The following is a 14,370-nucleotide window of genomic DNA, read 5'->3' as shown; positions in this document are numbered from 1 at the left end:
GCTCATGCTTTCCTGTCGAACGAAAATGGATCGCGCTTGGCCTGATCCACAGCATCGAGGAAGTCCTGCCACATTGCAGGATCTGACGAAACGGCATCACCCGCCTGGGTGCGGCCAAGCGTTGTCGCGACGTAGAGCCAAAGCGCGTCGTCGGATGTTTTCCCGCCTCGAATCCACCAGGCCTCGATGAACTTATGTAAGGCCTGAAAAGCCTCTCCAACGGTCAGCTGCTCATCGTGACGAGGTGTGAGCATCAAAGCTTGTTGCCCAGATGCTCGGCGATCTGGAACAGGTCCTTGTCGCCGCGGCCGCTGATATTGACCACCATCAGGTGATCCTTCGGCTTCTGCGGCGCCAGCTCCATCACCTTGGCGAGGGCGTGGCTCGGCTCCAGGGCGGGCAGGATGCCTTCGAGACGCGAGCAGAGCTGGAAGGCTTCCAGCGCCTCCTCGTCGGTGGCGGAGATGTATTTCACGCGGCCCATCTCATGGAGCCACGCGTGCTCCGGGCCGATGCCGGGATAGTCGAGACCGGCCGAGATGGAATGGGCATCGCTGATCTGCCCGTCCTGGTTCATGAGCAGATAGGTCCGGTTGCCGTGGAGCACCCCGGGACGGCCGCCCGTGAGCGAAGCCGCGTGCAGCTTGTCGAGGCCGTGGCCTGCCGCCTCGACGCCGTAGATTTCCACGGTCTTGTCGTCGAGGAAGGGGTGGAACAGGCCGATCGCATTCGAGCCGCCGCCGATGCAGGCGACGAGCGAATCCGGCAGGCGGCCCTCCATCTCCATCATCTGCCTGCGGGTCTCTTCGCCGATCACGCACTGGAAGTCGCGCACCATCGCCGGATAGGGATGCGGCCCCGCCACCGTGCCGATGCAGTAGAAGGTGTCGGCGACATTGGTGACCCAGTCGCGCAGGGCCTCGTTCATGGCGTCCTTCAGCGTCTTCGTGCCGGACTGCACGGGCACGACCTTCGCGCCCAGCATGTTCATGCGGAACACGTTCGGCTTCTGCCGCTCCACGTCGACAGCGCCCATGTAGACGATGCATTCGAGGCCGAAGCGCGCGCAGAGGGTCGCGGTCGCCACACCATGCTGGCCGGCGCCGGTTTCGGCGATGATGCGCTTCTTGCCCATGCGGCGGGCGAGAAGGATCTGGCCCAGCACGTTGTTCACCTTGTGCGCGCCGGTGTGGTTCAGCTCTTCGCGCTTGAAGTAGATTTTTGCCCCGCCGAGATGCTCGGTCATGCGCTCCGCGAAATAGAGCGGGCTCGGGCGGCCGATATAGTGCTTCGAGAAATACTCCATGTCGACATGGAACGCCGGGTCGGCCTTGGCCTCGTTATAGGCCTTCTCCAGCTCCAGGATGTTCGGCATCAGGGTTTCGGCGACGAAGCGCCCGCCGAACTGGCCGAAATGCCCGCGCTCGTCGGGACCGGTGCGGAAGGAGTTGGGTTGAGCTTGAGCTGACACGGGCCTGTCCTGCCTTAACGGTTGAGCATTTCCCGGAACAATGGATGCCGGTTTCCTGACAAGGAAATGCGTTCTTCCTCTAGAGCATCGGACCCAAAAGTGGAATGCACTTTCGGGATCCAATCCGATGCTCTCTTTTTTAGGCGGCGCATCGTTGGGTGCGGAACCGGAGGTCCGCACGAGGCGCTAGTGCTGGGCAGCGAATGCTGTCCGGGCTGCTTTGATGAAGGCTTCGATCCTGGCCGGGTCCTTCAGGCCCGGTCCGCTTTCCACCCCCGACGAGACATCGACGGCTTTCGGCTTCGTCAGCCTGATGGCCTCCGCCACGTTGTCGGGGGTGAGACCTCCTGACAACATGATGGGAAGAGCCGGGTCAAGCCCGTTCAAAAGCCTCCAGTCGAAGGAAACGCCGTTGCCGCCGGGCAGGGCTTTCGCCGTCCGGGGCGGCTTGGCATCGAGCAGGATGTGCTCGGCTTGCTTGGCATAGGGGGCAAGCGCCTTCAGATCACTCTTTCTCGCGATGCCGAGGGCCTTCATGACTGGGCGGCGGATCATGGAACGGATCTCGGCGACGCGTTCCGGGCTCTCGTGTCCATGCAACTGGATCAGGTCAGGGTTGATGGCCTCGACGGCCTGCGCGATGTCCTCGTCGCCGGGATCGACCAGCAGCACGACCCGCATGGCGCGGCCCTTCGCCTGCAGCGAGAGGCGATGGCCGAGATCGAGGGTGACATGGCGCGGGCTCTTCGGAAAGCGCACGAATCCCACCATGTCCGCGCCGGCATCCAGCGCAGCAGCCAGGGTTTCGGGGGTCGAGAGCCCGCAGATCTTGATCAGGTTATTCATTGTTTCATTTTACGACGGTTTGGATGCTGAGCGCCACACCAGCATTGCCGCAGCCAGATCCTCCAGTGCCGTGCCCACCGATTTGAAGACGGTGATCGCCCTGTCGCTCCGCTGCGGCGGGTTGCGGCAGAGGTCGAACAGCGTGCCACGCACATGGCGTTCCGAGATAGCGCCCTTCTGGATGGAGACGGCCACGTCCCCGCCCTCGGTCTTGGCGGCATCGGTATCGACGTAAACCTGGCCTCGACGAAGCGCCTCGTCATCCGCCTCGCGCATCTTCAGATTGAAGGCGCCCACGAGATCGAGATGCGCACCCTCCCTGAGCCACGCGCCCTTCACGATGGGTGCGGTGGAAAGCGTGGCGCAGGAGACGAGATCAGCCTCGCGCAAAGCCGCTTCGAGGTCGGTTACGGCCGTAACGGGGAGCCCCTCGGTGCGAAGCTCGGCCGCCATGCTTTCGGCCCTCCCGGGCCGGTGGTTCCATAAGCGAACCTCCCGGATGGGCCTCTGGCTCATATGGGCCCGGATGATGAAGGGTGCAAGCGCACCCGCACCCACCATCACCATGCGGCTCGCGTCAGGACGCGCGAGATGCCGCGCGGCCAGCGCCGAGGCCGCCGCCGTGCGCCAGACGGTCAGCCGGGTTCCGTCGAGCACCGCCACGGGCTGGCCCGTCTCGCCGTCCATGAGCAGATAGGAGCCCATGACGCTTGGCAGGTTCTTCTTGCCGTTCTCCGGGAACACGGAGACCACCTTCACGCCGACGAAGCCGTCTTGCGTGGCGGGGCCGGTCCAAGCCGGCATCAGCAGCAGCGTGCCATGCGCGCCCTTGCGCTCGATCTCATGGTGATGCCGGGCCGGCGTGACCATGTCGCCCCGAAAGGCATCGCTCAGAGCATCGACCAGAGCAGGAAAGGTCAAAACCCGATCGATCTCGGCGGAGGAAATGATGCGCATGGGGAAGGGGGGCGCTTAAAAAGAACCTAGAAGCTCGATGGTCGCGGGGACGGCAGCGTTGCGGGCAAGCCCGCCGCCGCATTCTGGCTGCGCAGGCGCTCGGTCTCGTGGCGCAGCTGGTCCGCCTCGCGGCGATAGCGGCGGCGGGCCTTGCGGTTTCTGCCCTGAGCGAGCCAGCTCGCCGCGCCGCCGATCACGACGCCTACCATGACGGCGGCGAAGATCACGGCGAAGAGCGGAAGCTGCGTGGAGAATTCAGGTGCTTCTTTCGAGAACGGATCCAGCGACAGGGTCACCGGAGCGCGGTTTGCGACCGCCAGCAAAATCACCAGGATCGCGATCGGCAGGAGAATCAGCGCCTTCAGGAAGCGAATCACGAGCACCTCTTCAATCGTTATTGAGCAGCCGCCGCCTTCATCACCTTGGATGCCGGAGCATTGAGCCGCTGACGCATTTCCTTGCCTGTCTTGAAGACAGGAACGACCTTTTCGGAAATCGAAACGGATTCCCCCGTGCGCGGGTTGCGGCCCGTCCGGGCATCGCGCCTCTTCACGGAGAACGCGCCGAAACCGCGCAGCTCCACCCGGTCACCCCGGGCCAGCGCATCGGCAATGGTGTCGAGGATCGCATTCACGATCTTCTCCACGTCGCGCTGATACAAATGCGGGTTCTGCTCAGCGATTTTGAGCACGAGTTCTGACTTGATCATAGAAAGGCTATATCTTTGATGGTGCTTTATTTTTCGGAAGGTTGCCAGACGACCAGCAGACCGTCAAGCTGGGCCATCCCGGCGTGAACCTCGGTCCGACGCAGGACTTCCGCCACTCTCTCGAATCCTAAGAGGTCGACAGCCGTGGCCGCCATGGCAAAGAGGGAGATATCCCGGTCCGAACGCGGCTTCCAATCCCGAACCGGCAGGTCCTTCGGGATTTTTCTTTCCTGCTCGAGCCAGGCAACGGCATCACGCTCGCCGCCGACCTTGTCCACGAGCTTCATGGGCAGGCCCTGACGGCCGTTGAACACTTGGCCGGTGGAGGCCGCGGCAAGCTCGCTCTCGTTCAGGCGGCGACGCTCGCGAACGAGATTCCTGAACCAGTCATAGGTATCGCCCACCACCTGCTGGAGGGCCGCTCGGGCTTCGGGGCTCGTGGGCTTGAAGGGGCTGGGCTCCGCCTTGAGCGGCGAGGACTTCACCTCCTCCACCTTCACGCCGACCGTCTGCATCAGCCCTGAGAGATCGGGATACTGGAACAGCACGCCGATGGAGCCGACGAGCGAGGTTTCGCGGGCGACGATGTAGTCGGAGGCCATGGCCGTGATGTAGCCGCCGGAGGCCGCCGTGCCATCGACGAAGGTCACGACCGGCTTCTTCTCGGAGAGGCGGCGGATATTCCTGTAGAGCTCCTCGGAGCCGGTCGTCGTACCGCCGGGGCTGTTGACGGAGATCACGACGCCGGAGACGAGATGGGAATCCCCGACCCGCTGCATGAGGTCCGCCATGCGCTGCTGATTGCCGGTGATCAGGCCGTCAACGGAGATGCGGGCGATCTGCTGCTGCACGCCGCCATAGCCCATGCGGTCCGCGGCGGCATAGCCGATGGCGGCGACGGCGGCGATCAGCCCGGAGAACCCCGCGATGCGCCAGAAGGACAGCTTGCGGCGCAGACGGCGGCGGTCGGCAATGGCTTCGGCATCGATGGACATCGGTTCGTCTCTAACCCGGTTCACTGATCTAGTGGAGGCAGCACCCTAGTGTGGTTTGCCCTTCCAGGGAATTGCAAACCGCCCTTTTTCTTGCAACCGCATCTTCTGGCGGCGAACCGGGATCCACTTCGCCGGAAAATGCTTGGCTGCGAAGGCAGATAGGGCCGCAAGGGATACGTCCAATAAAAGCCCCTGCCCAAATCATTTGTCCATCTGCCTCTGCTGCTCACCCCCATAAGGTATGTTTTTAGAAGACTATGGCATGAGCGCTTTTGTTGAGAGCATCTCATAAAAGTTAGGAAAGACGTTTTCTTGTATGCTTCCCGTTTCATGATCCCAGAATGCTACGGAGCGGTCGCACTCTCCGCCTCTGACCACAAATCCATAGTAATCGCCTGAAGCATTATCTGCCGCCGGCAGAAAGTTGGAAGGTAGAAGCGAAGCGTGTCGGATTACGTTCCACTGAGTTTCAGTTTTTACCCCGAGAACAAGCATGAAGGCGAAATAACCAGCTCCATAGGAGAGCAGAAAATCCTTGTATTCGCCTGGGAAGCGGACATTCAGAATTGATTCCACCTCATCGATTTCGCTGATGTCCGCTGGTGGATCTCTCTCAAGCTCAAACCAGATTGGATTTTTCCTCTCAGCTTTCAGCACCATTTCATCGAATTCTTTCTTATTCATCTCTTATTGCTTTGAGAATCTGAGGCGGAGAAACACCACCGGTCATGTCGTTTAGATGTTATAGCATCTTACTACTGGCGCGTCTGCAAAACTCTCGACAACAAAAAACCCGCGCGATCGTTCGCGCGGGTACTGAAACAAAAATCCCCGGGCCGGAGCCCGGGGATCCGATCAGGCTCTGAAAGTCAGAGCGAGATTACTTCTTGCCGGCCTTGTTGAGAGCCGCGCCCAGGATGTCGCCGAGCGACGCACCCGAGTCGGTCGAGCCGTACTGAGCCATGGCCTCCTTCTCCTCAGCGACCTCGAGGGCCTTGATGGAGAGGGTGACGCGGCGAGCCTTGCGGTCGAACTGCGTGACGCGGGCGTCGATCTTCTCACCCGGAGCGAAACGCTCGGGACGCTGATCGGCGCGGTCGCGAGCGAGCTCCGAGCGCTTGATGAAGGTGGTGAGGTCGGTATCGACGATCTTCACCTCCAGGCCGCCGTCCTTCACCTCGAGAACCTCGCAGGTGACGACCTGGTTCTTCTTGAACTCGCCAGCCTCGGCGAAGGGATCGCCGGCCAGCTGCTTGATGCCGAGCGAGATGCGCTCCTTCTCGACATCCACGTCGAGAACCTGAGCGCGAACCATGTCGCCCTTCTTGAACTCGTCGATGACCTGCTCGCCCGGACGGTTCCAGTCGAGGTCCGAGAGGTGGACCATGCCGTCGACGTCGTTCTCGAGACCGATGAAGAGACCGAACTCGGTCTTGTTCTTCACCTCGCCCTCGACGACGGAGCCGACAGGGTGCTTCTCGGCGAAGGCCTCCCACGGGTTCTGCAGCGTCTGCTTCAGACCCAGCGAGATGCGGCGCTTCACCTGGTCGACCTCGAGGATCACGACCTCGACCTCCTGAGAGGTGGAGATGATCTTGCCGGGGTGGACGTTCTTCTTCGTCCAGGACATCTCGGAGACGTGGATCAGGCCTTCGATGCCGGGCTCGAGCTCAACGAACGCACCGTAATCGGTGATGTTCGTGACGCGGCCCTTCAGCTTGGCGCCGACCGGGTAGCGGGCGGCGATGCCTTCCCACGGATCGGCCAGCAGCTGCTTGATGCCGAGCGAGATGCGGTGCGTGTCGTGGTTGATCTTGATGATCTTCACCTTCACCGTCTGGCCGATGGTTACGACCTCGGACGGATGGTTCACGCGGCGCCATGCCATGTCGGTGACGTGCAGGAGGCCGTCGATGCCGCCCAGATCAACGAACGCACCGTACTCGGTGATGTTCTTGACCACGCCGTCGATGACCTGACCCTCTTCGAGGTTGGCCACGAGCTCGGAGCGCTGCTCGGCGCGGCTCTCCTCGAGAACCGTGCGGCGCGACACGACGATGTTGCCACGGCGACGGTCCATCTTGAGGATCTGGAACGGCTGAGCCACGCCCATGAGCGGGGTGACGTCGCGGACCGGGCGGATATCGACCTGCGAGCGGGGCAGGAACGCCACGGCGCCGTCGAGGTCGACCGTGTAGCCGCCCTTCACCTGGTTGAAGATGGTGCCGTTGACGCGCTCGCCGGCCTCGAAGGCCTTCTCGAGCTTCACCCACGATTCTTCGCGGCGGGCCTTGTCACGGGAGATGACGGCCTCGCCCAGCGCATTCTCGATGCGCTCGACATAAACCTCGACCTCATCGCCGACCTTGATCTCACGGTCGCGGTTGGGGCCGGTGAATTCCTTCAGAGCGACGCGACCCTCGGTCTTCGCGCCGATATCGATGACCGCGACATCCTTCTCGATGGCGACCACCTTGCCCTTCACCACCGAGCCTTCGTTGATCTCGGACGTGCGGAAGGATTCTTCGAGCAGAGCGGCGAAATCTTCACGGCTCGGCTGCTGGAAAGCTGCAGACATAGGTTCTCCTGAATGGCCCTCGTTCAAGGGGCAACGCCGGCGGCTCGTGTGAACGGGCCGTCTCCCTCCGCCGCTGCCTGAGGACGCCCCTTTAGGGCCATGTCCGAGGCATGCCGCTGATCAAGCGGGCCGGCGTATCACCGGCGGATGGAAACGCATTTATCGTCAAGACCTTAGCGGAACGCCTCAGGGGCGCGCATGACGCACCCATCGATGGCAGCACACCGTCAATGTCTGTCTGATGGGCGTTCCTTTATCGCAAATGGCCTTGGATCACAAGGCTTTCAAGGATTTCAAGATCGTTGCCGTCATTCCGGGGCCGCGCAGCGGAGCCCGGAATCCATAAACACCAACGGTTCAGATTAAGAGACAGCGGTCTTCCTGCGCTTTAACTGCATCAGGTCGCGGTTATGGATCCCCGCCTTCGCGGGGACGACAGGGGAGCGAACTTTCACCATTGCGCCTAAAGCGGAATCTCCGACCGTCTCGCCTGCGTGACGGCCCAGTCGAGGGCCTGTTCGAGCCTGTCGTTACCCCAGAACATCTCGCCGTCCTCGGCAAAGAAGGTGGGCGCGCCGAAGATGCCGCGGGATCGCGCCTCGTCATTCAGGCGGCGCAGGCGGGTCTTGCTGGTATCCGATTGGGCCTCCGCGATGACCTCCTCCGGTCCGAGGCCAAGGCCTGCCAGGATGCCGGAGAGCACCTCCCTGTCGGAGATGTCCCGCCCCTCCCCGAATTCGGCCGTATAGACGGCCTTGGTGAAGGCCGGCGTCCAGCCCCGGTCGAGGCCGGTGAGGGCGATGCGGGCGGCAAGCAGCCCGTTCTGGGGGAAAGGATTGGGCCTGTAGAAGGGAAGGCCGAAGCGCACGGCCTCCCGCTCCATGTCCCGCCACATGTAGCGTCCCTTGGCCGGATAGAGGTTGAAGGGCGAGGTTTCCCACCCCTGCGCCTTGAAGACGGGGCCTAAGAGAAACGGCCGCCAGACGATCTCGACACCCGCCTCCTGCGCCAGCCGCTCGATGCGCATGGCGGCGAGATAGGAATAGGTGGAGGAGAATTCGTACCAGAACTCGAATTGCGGACGACGGAGCATGGGCACCTCTCCTTCCCTTGAGCAAAGAGGAGCTAAGGCATCTATCGGCTCGTGGACAGCATCCCTTTTGGTAGGCAGGAATGCTCCATAAGCATATCGCGCCTAAGCTTTTGCCGTTGCGCTCAAAAGCCTTCCCGGCTAATTCGCGAGCACCCTTATCACTGGAACATCGACCATGGCTGAGAAGCGCGTGAACAAGGTCGTGCTCGCCTATTCCGGCGGCCTCGACACCTCCATCATCCTCAAGTGGCTGCAGACCACCTATGGCTGCGAGGTGGTGACCTTTACGGCCGATCTCGGCCAGGGCGAGGAGCTGGAGCCGGCCCGCAAGAAGGCGGAACTCCTCGGCATCAAGCCGGAGAACATCTTCATCGAGGACCTGCGCGATGAATTCGTGCGCGACTACGTGTTCCCGATGTTCCGCGCCAATGCGCAGTACGAGGGCCTGTATCTGCTCGGCACCTCCATCGCCCGTCCGCTGATCGCCAAGAAGCAGATCGAGATCGCCGAGAAGGTCGGCGCCGATGCGGTGGCCCACGGCGCGACCGGCAAGGGCAACGACCAGGTGCGCTTCGAGCTCGGCTATTATGCCTTGAAGCCCGACGTGACGGTGATCGCCCCCTGGCGCGAGTGGAGCTTACGCTCCCGCGAGCAGCTCATCGCGTTCGCCGAGGCCCACCAGATCCCGATCGCCAAGGACAAGCGCGGCGAGGCTCCGTTCTCGGTCGACGCGAACCTCCTGCACGCCTCCTCCGAGGGCAAGGTGCTGGAAGACCCGGCCGCCGAAGTGCCGGATTACGTCTATTCGCGCACCAACGATCCAGAGACGGCTCCCGACAAGCCGACGATCATCGCCATCGAGTTCCTTAAAGGCGACCCGGTCGCCATCGACGGCCAGAAGATGGGCCCGGCCGATCTGCTGGCGAAGCTCAACGAGCTGGGGCGCCTCAACGGCATCGGCCGCCTCGACCTCGTCGAGAACCGCTTCGTGGGCATGAAGAGCCGCGGCATGTACGAGACGCCCGGCGGCACCATCCTTCACCTCGCCCATCGCGGCATCGAGTCGATCACGCTCGACCGCGGCGCGGCGCACCTGAAGGACGAGCTGATGCCGAAATATGCCGAGCTCATCTACAACGGCTTCTGGTTCTCGCCGGAGCGCGAGATGCTGCAGGCCATGATCGACCGATCCCAAGAATTCGTCACGGGCGAAGTGAAGCTGAAGCTCTACAAGGGCGGCGTCCACCTCATCGGCCGTCAGAGCCCCTACACGCTCTACGACCAGGACCTCGTGACCTTCGAGGAAGGCGCCGTCGCCTACGACCACCGCGACGCCGCGGGCTTCATCAAGCTCAACGCGCTACGCCTTCGCACGCTCGCCCAGCGCAAGAAGAAGCTGGGGCTGTAAGAGCCAAAACCACGCTGCATCATGGCCGGGCTCGTCCCGGCCATTTTCGTTTTCCGCTGATGCATACCGTTGTCATCCCCGCGCAGGCGGGGATCCAGAACCACGACGTGATGACGAAAGGCACAGCGGCACCCGCTCAATTCATTCTGCACCGCTGGCGGTTATGGATTCCCGCCTGCGCGGGAATGACAGTGTTGGGGTTCCTGCGCCTCACTGGTTGAGCGCTATATACAAATCCTCCCACGCGGGATTCATCTGCTCGATCAGCCGGACCTTCCAATCCCGCCGCCACTTCTTCGGCGCTTTCTCCCGCGCAATGGCCTCATCGATGCGCGCATCGCTTTCATACAGACAAGCCGCGTCACATCGTATTGGGCTGTAAAGCCGGGACTCCTCTCCGTCATGGCCGGGACAAGCCCGGCCATCCCCGCCTTTGGGAACCTCGGTGCGAACAAGACGGGGATCCCCGGCACGAGCCGGGGATGACGCGGAGCTGGATTGAGAATGTTCCTCTTTTGTTCTTGACAATTCTCCTAAGCTGGGCCATATCTCTGCGGGTCCGGTTCTTCCGAGGGACGCGCCCGAGGCGTCGGTCGTGGAGAGGGGATGCGGTTCTGATGCGTCCGGGGAGTCGCACCCCCGGACCTCAGGGTCCCGAGCAGGGAGGAAGAGGCGCTGAGCCTGATCGGGCAGGCTGCGTCAACGCTCCCTCAGCCTCGCCAGTGCTGGAGTCAACTCCAGGGCTGCGCTTGCAACAAGCGCCGTGAAGCGTCTCTGAGGGTTCGTCCCTGATGGCGCCGGAGCGTCGAGGCCGGGATCGAAAAGCCGTGCGCGGGATGCGTTGCGCTTCCCGAGCCCGGGCGGCTCTCCCGCCCCGAACATCTTTCGCGCGCTCCGCCGGAGCCTGCGAAGCCGAACGCGTCCCGCGCTTCCCTCGCCGGATGCTCTCCTTGGAGGCGCTCAAGCTCCGAGGACGATGGCGCTTGCCTCCATGCTCTTTGACAACCAAGCCATGCTGTCGCGACCGCCAACCAATCGCTCTGCAGCGGCAACGTATTTTTCCTGATTACGGAACTCACCCCATCGCCCTACCTTGAGTATGGAAACTCCTGGAGGCCTCCATGCCCTGGTCCATTCCCGTCGCGAACATCGCCGGCACCATGGTGCGCATTCATGTGACCTTCCTGCTGTTCCTGGTCTGGATCGGCGCGGGGCAGTGGCGCGCTGGCGGGCAGAAGGCGGCTGTCGAGGGCGTGCTGTTCATCGTGCTGCTCTTTGCCTGCGTGCTGGCCCATGAGTTCGGACACGTCTTCGCAGCCAAACGCTACGGCATCAACACGCCCGAGGTGACGCTCTGGCCCATCGGCGGCGTGGCGAGCCTTGAGCGCATTCCCGACAATCCCCGCGAGGAGCTGGTGGTCGCGATCGCAGGCCCCCTGGTGAACGTGGTGATCGCGGCCGTGATCATTCTCTTTCTCGGGTTCAGCCTCGACACCGCCGCGATGGCGGAGCTCGACAATCCGCGCATCGGTCTCATGATGCGGCTGGCCGCCGCCAACATCTTTCTCGTGGTGTTCAACATGATCCCTGCCTTTCCGATGGATGGCGGGCGCGTGCTGCGCGCGGCCCTTGCCATGCGCATGAACTATGCGGATGCCACGCGCGTCGCGGCGCGGATCGGCCAGGGCGCGGCCTTCCTGTTCGCGTTCCTCGGGCTGTTCTGGAACCCGATGCTGATCATCATCGCCCTCTTCATCTATCTCGCCGCGTCGGCCGAAGCGCAGGACGTGTCCTTCCGGGGCGCAACCCAGGGGCTGCCCGTGCATGCAGGCATGGTGAGCCCGGTCGAGACGCTCTCCACCTCCTCGACGCTGGACGATGCCGTGGACCTGATGCTGCGCACGTCCCAGAAGGAGTTTCCGGTGGTGGACGGCGCAGGGATGCCGCGCGGTCTCCTCACCCGCGACGGCCTGATCGTGGCGCTGCGGCAGGGCGGGCCCATGACGCCGGTGCTGGACGTGATGACCCAGGACCTGCCGACGATCCTGGATTGGCAGCCTTTCGATGCCGCCGTCGCCCTGCTCAACAGGACCAGGGCCCCTGCCCTTCTGGTGTTGAACCGGGACCAGCGGCTCATCGGGCTTCTCACGCCCGAAAACCTCGGCGAGATGATGATGGTGCGCAGCATCCGCCCGGACTGGCGCTTCCGGAGCCGCCGGCCCTACGTCCAGGGCGGGTTTTAGGGTCTGGGGAGCCGCTGCGGCATCGTTCCGCCGCCGTCCGGAACGGAGTTTCGGCTGCGAAACGATGTAGCAGGGGCTTTTTGGCCACCTGGGGCCATTCTGCCAGGCCGCCCTATTGCCGCCGCAGAGTAATCATTATATTGCAGCGCATCAGATTTTCGCCCGGTTCGAGCCAGGGGCGCGGCAACGCTTGCCGCGAGCCGGGCCGTTTTGTTTTGAAAGACCACCCATGAAGCTGCGCAACATCGCCATTATCGCACACGTCGACCATGGCAAGACCACCCTCGTCGACAAGCTGCTCCAGCAGTCTGGTGCCTTCCGCGAGAACCAGCGCGTGGAAGAGCGCGCGATGGACTCCAACGATCTCGAAAAGGAGCGCGGCATCACCATCCTCGCCAAGGCCACCTCGGTGGTCTGGAAGGACACCCGCATCAACATCGTGGATACCCCCGGCCACGCCGATTTCGGCGGCGAGGTGGAGCGTATCCTGAGCATGGTGGACGGCGCGATCGTTCTCGTGGACGCCGCCGAAGGCCCGATGCCGCAGACCAAGTTCGTGGTGTCGAAAGCCCTCAAGATCGGCCTGCGCCCCATCGTGGCCATCAACAAGATCGACCGCCCCGATGCCCGGCATCAGGAAGTCATCAACGAGGTGTTCGACCTCTTCGCGGCGCTCGATGCCACCGACGAGCAGCTCGACTTCCCGATCCTCTACGGATCCGGCCGCAACGGCTGGATGGCGAAGTCCCCGGAGGGCCCGAGCGATGAAGGCCTCGCGCCGCTCTTCGACCTCGTGCTCGAGCACGTGCCCCCGGCCAAGACCGAGGAGGGTCCGTTCCGCATGCTCGGGACGCTGCTCGAATCCAACCCCTTCCTGGGCCGCATCGTCACGGGCCGCATCGCTTCCGGCACCGTGAAGCCGAACCAGTCGATCAAGGTGATCGACCGCGAGGGCAAGCTGGTCGAGGCCGGCCGCGTATCCAAGATCCTGGCCTTCCGCGGCCTGGAGCGCCAGCCCATCGACATCGGCGAGGCCGGCGACATCGTCTCCATCGCGGGCCTGGAAAAGGGCTCCGTGGCCGACACCTTCTGTGCTCCCGAGAACGACATTCCGATCCAGGCCCAGCCCATCGACCCGCCGACCGTGACCATGTCGTTCATCGTGAACGACTCGCCGCTCGCGGGCACCGAAGGCGACAAGGTGACGAGCCGCATGATCCGCGACCGCCTGTTCAAGGAAGCGGAAGGCAACGTGACCCTCAAGATCGAGGAAGCCGCCGACAAGGACTCGTTCTACGTCTCGGGCCGCGGCGAATTGCAGCTCGCGATCCTCATCGAGACCATGCGCCGCGAAGGCTTCGAGCTCGCCGTGTCGCGTCCCCGCGTGGTGTTCGAGAAGGACCAGGCCACCGGCCAGCTTCTCGAGCCCATCGAGGAAGTGGTGATCGACGTGGACGAGGAGTTCTCCGGCGTCGTGGTGCAGAAGATGTCCGAGCGCCGCGCCGAGATGGTCGAGATGCGTCCCTCCGGCGGCAACCGCCAGCGCCTCGTGTTCTACGCTCCGACCCGCGGCCTCATCGGCTATCAGAGCGAATTGCTGACCGACACGCGCGGCACGGCGATCATGAACCGCCTGTTCCACTCGTACGAGCCCTACAAGGGCGAGATCGCCGGTCGCCGCAACGGCGTGCTGATCTCGAACGATTCAGGGGAAGCCGTGGCCTATGCGCTGTGGAACCTGGAAGATCGCGGCCCGATGATGATCGAGCCCGGCTGGAAGGTCTATCAGGGCATGATCGTCGGCGAGCACAACCGCGAGAACGACCTCGAAGTGAACGTGCTGAAGGGCAAGAAGCTCACCAACATCCGCACGACCTCCAAGGACGAAGCGGTGCGCCTCACGCCCCCGATCCGCATGACCCTCGAGCGTTCGCTCGCCTGGATTCAGGACGACGAACTCGTGGAGGTCACGCCGAAGTCGATCCGCATCCGCAAGGCGATCCTCGACCCGAACGACCGCAAGCGCGCCGAGAAGCAGAAGGAAGCGCTGAGCGCGTAAAGGCAGCGCCT

Annotated in this window: 13 protein-coding genes; 3 read left to right on the top strand and 10 right to left on the bottom strand. The window is 63.2% G+C overall.

Annotated features, from left to right (window positions below):
- Positions 1–2: 2 nt before the first annotated feature.
- The 10 genes from DC522_RS07530 to DC522_RS07485 form a co-directional block, all read right to left on the bottom strand.
- Positions 3–254 carry a hypothetical protein gene (locus tag DC522_RS07530; RefSeq protein WP_116528088.1) on the bottom strand — a complete coding sequence of 84 codons (252 nt, stop codon included), beginning with the start codon at positions 252–254 and terminating at the stop codon, positions 3–5.
- The gene (gene trpB / locus DC522_RS07525) at positions 254–1,471 is read right to left on the bottom strand and encodes a tryptophan synthase subunit beta (protein WP_116528087.1); all 1,218 of its coding nucleotides are present in this window, start codon (positions 1,469–1,471) and stop codon (positions 254–256) included. The genes DC522_RS07530 and trpB overlap by 1 nt, the downstream gene beginning before the upstream one ends.
- A gap of 186 nt (positions 1,472–1,657) precedes the next feature.
- Positions 1,658–2,317, bottom strand: coding sequence for a phosphoribosylanthranilate isomerase (locus tag DC522_RS07520; protein WP_116528086.1), 660 nt, complete (start codon positions 2,315–2,317; stop codon positions 1,658–1,660).
- A 9-nt stretch (positions 2,318–2,326) separates the two neighbouring features.
- Positions 2,327–3,274, bottom strand: a complete 948-nt coding sequence (locus DC522_RS07515) for an ornithine cyclodeaminase family protein (RefSeq protein WP_116528085.1) — start codon at positions 3,272–3,274, stop codon at positions 2,327–2,329.
- Between the two features lie 26 nt (positions 3,275–3,300).
- Positions 3,301–3,651, bottom strand: coding sequence for a lipopolysaccharide assembly protein LapA domain-containing protein (locus DC522_RS07510; RefSeq protein WP_116528146.1), 351 nt, complete (start codon positions 3,649–3,651; stop codon positions 3,301–3,303).
- 17 nt (positions 3,652–3,668) lie between these two features.
- Complete coding sequence (gene ihfB, locus DC522_RS07505; protein ID WP_116528084.1) at positions 3,669–3,983, bottom strand: integration host factor subunit beta; 315 nt, start codon at positions 3,981–3,983, stop codon at positions 3,669–3,671.
- 26 nt (positions 3,984–4,009) lie between these two features.
- On the bottom strand, positions 4,010–4,978 hold the full coding sequence (sppA, locus tag DC522_RS07500) for a signal peptide peptidase SppA (RefSeq protein ID WP_116528083.1): 969 nt from the start codon (positions 4,976–4,978) through the stop codon (positions 4,010–4,012).
- A 255-nt stretch (positions 4,979–5,233) separates the two neighbouring features.
- Positions 5,234–5,662, bottom strand: a complete 429-nt coding sequence (locus tag DC522_RS07495) for an SMI1/KNR4 family protein (RefSeq protein WP_116528082.1) — start codon at positions 5,660–5,662, stop codon at positions 5,234–5,236.
- A gap of 196 nt (positions 5,663–5,858) precedes the next feature.
- Positions 5,859–7,556: a 30S ribosomal protein S1 gene (rpsA, locus tag DC522_RS07490; protein ID WP_047188123.1), complete on the bottom strand. Its 1,698-nt coding sequence runs from the start codon at positions 7,554–7,556 to the stop codon at positions 5,859–5,861.
- Positions 7,557–8,019: 463 nt separating this feature from the next.
- Positions 8,020–8,649 carry a 2-hydroxychromene-2-carboxylate isomerase gene (locus tag DC522_RS07485; RefSeq protein ID WP_116528081.1) on the bottom strand — a complete coding sequence of 210 codons (630 nt, stop codon included), beginning with the start codon at positions 8,647–8,649 and terminating at the stop codon, positions 8,020–8,022.
- A 175-nt stretch (positions 8,650–8,824) separates the two neighbouring features.
- Between DC522_RS07485 and DC522_RS07480 the strand changes: the two genes are divergently transcribed.
- The 3 genes from DC522_RS07480 to typA all read left to right on the top strand — a co-directional run bounded on the left by DC522_RS07480 (position 8,825) and on the right by typA (position 14,359).
- On the top strand, positions 8,825–10,057 hold the full coding sequence (locus DC522_RS07480; RefSeq protein ID WP_116528080.1) for an argininosuccinate synthase: 1,233 nt from the start codon (positions 8,825–8,827) through the stop codon (positions 10,055–10,057).
- 1,121 nt (positions 10,058–11,178) lie between these two features.
- Entirely contained in the window at positions 11,179–12,300 is a 1,122-nt protein-coding gene (locus DC522_RS07470; protein WP_116528079.1) for a site-2 protease family protein, read from the top strand.
- A 229-nt stretch (positions 12,301–12,529) separates the two neighbouring features.
- Positions 12,530–14,359 carry a translational GTPase TypA gene (gene typA, locus DC522_RS07465; RefSeq protein ID WP_116528078.1) on the top strand — a complete coding sequence of 610 codons (1,830 nt, stop codon included), beginning with the start codon at positions 12,530–12,532 and terminating at the stop codon, positions 14,357–14,359.
- Positions 14,360–14,370: the final 11 nt, after the last annotated feature.

It is taken from the genome of Microvirga sp. KLBC 81, assembly GCF_003075415.1.
In the GTDB taxonomy this organism is placed as follows: Bacteria; Pseudomonadota; Alphaproteobacteria; order Rhizobiales; family Beijerinckiaceae; genus Microvirga.
Note: the sequence above shows the minus strand (reverse complement) of the source record. Positions and strands in the feature narration are given on the sequence as shown.

What these genes read in the sequence shown, in the direction of transcription:
- DC522_RS07530 (WP_116528088.1), bottom strand. Translation starts at nt 254, where the DNA reads ATGCTCACACCTCGTCACGATGAGCAGCTGACCGTTGGAGAGGCTTTT.
- DC522_RS07520 (WP_116528086.1), bottom strand. Translation starts at nt 2,317, where the DNA reads ATGAATAACCTGATCAAGATCTGCGGGCTCTCGACCCCCGAAACCCTG.
- DC522_RS07515 (WP_116528085.1), bottom strand. Translation starts at nt 3,274, where the DNA reads ATGCGCATCATTTCCTCCGCCGAGATCGATCGGGTTTTGACCTTTCCT.
- ihfB (WP_116528084.1), bottom strand. Translation starts at nt 3,983, where the DNA reads ATGATCAAGTCAGAACTCGTGCTCAAAATCGCTGAGCAGAACCCGCAT.
- sppA (WP_116528083.1), bottom strand. Translation starts at nt 4,978, where the DNA reads ATGTCCATCGATGCCGAAGCCATTGCCGACCGCCGCCGTCTGCGCCGC.
- DC522_RS07495 (WP_116528082.1), bottom strand. Translation starts at nt 5,662, where the DNA reads ATGAATAAGAAAGAATTCGATGAAATGGTGCTGAAAGCTGAGAGGAAA.
- rpsA (WP_047188123.1), bottom strand. Translation starts at nt 7,556, where the DNA reads ATGTCTGCAGCTTTCCAGCAGCCGAGCCGTGAAGATTTCGCCGCTCTG.
- DC522_RS07485 (WP_116528081.1), bottom strand. Translation starts at nt 8,649, where the DNA reads ATGCTCCGTCGTCCGCAATTCGAGTTCTGGTACGAATTCTCCTCCACC.
- DC522_RS07480 (WP_116528080.1), top strand. Translation starts at nt 8,825, where the DNA reads ATGGCTGAGAAGCGCGTGAACAAGGTCGTGCTCGCCTATTCCGGCGGC.
- DC522_RS07470 (WP_116528079.1), top strand. Translation starts at nt 11,179, where the DNA reads ATGCCCTGGTCCATTCCCGTCGCGAACATCGCCGGCACCATGGTGCGC.
- typA (WP_116528078.1), top strand. Translation starts at nt 12,530, where the DNA reads ATGAAGCTGCGCAACATCGCCATTATCGCACACGTCGACCATGGCAAG.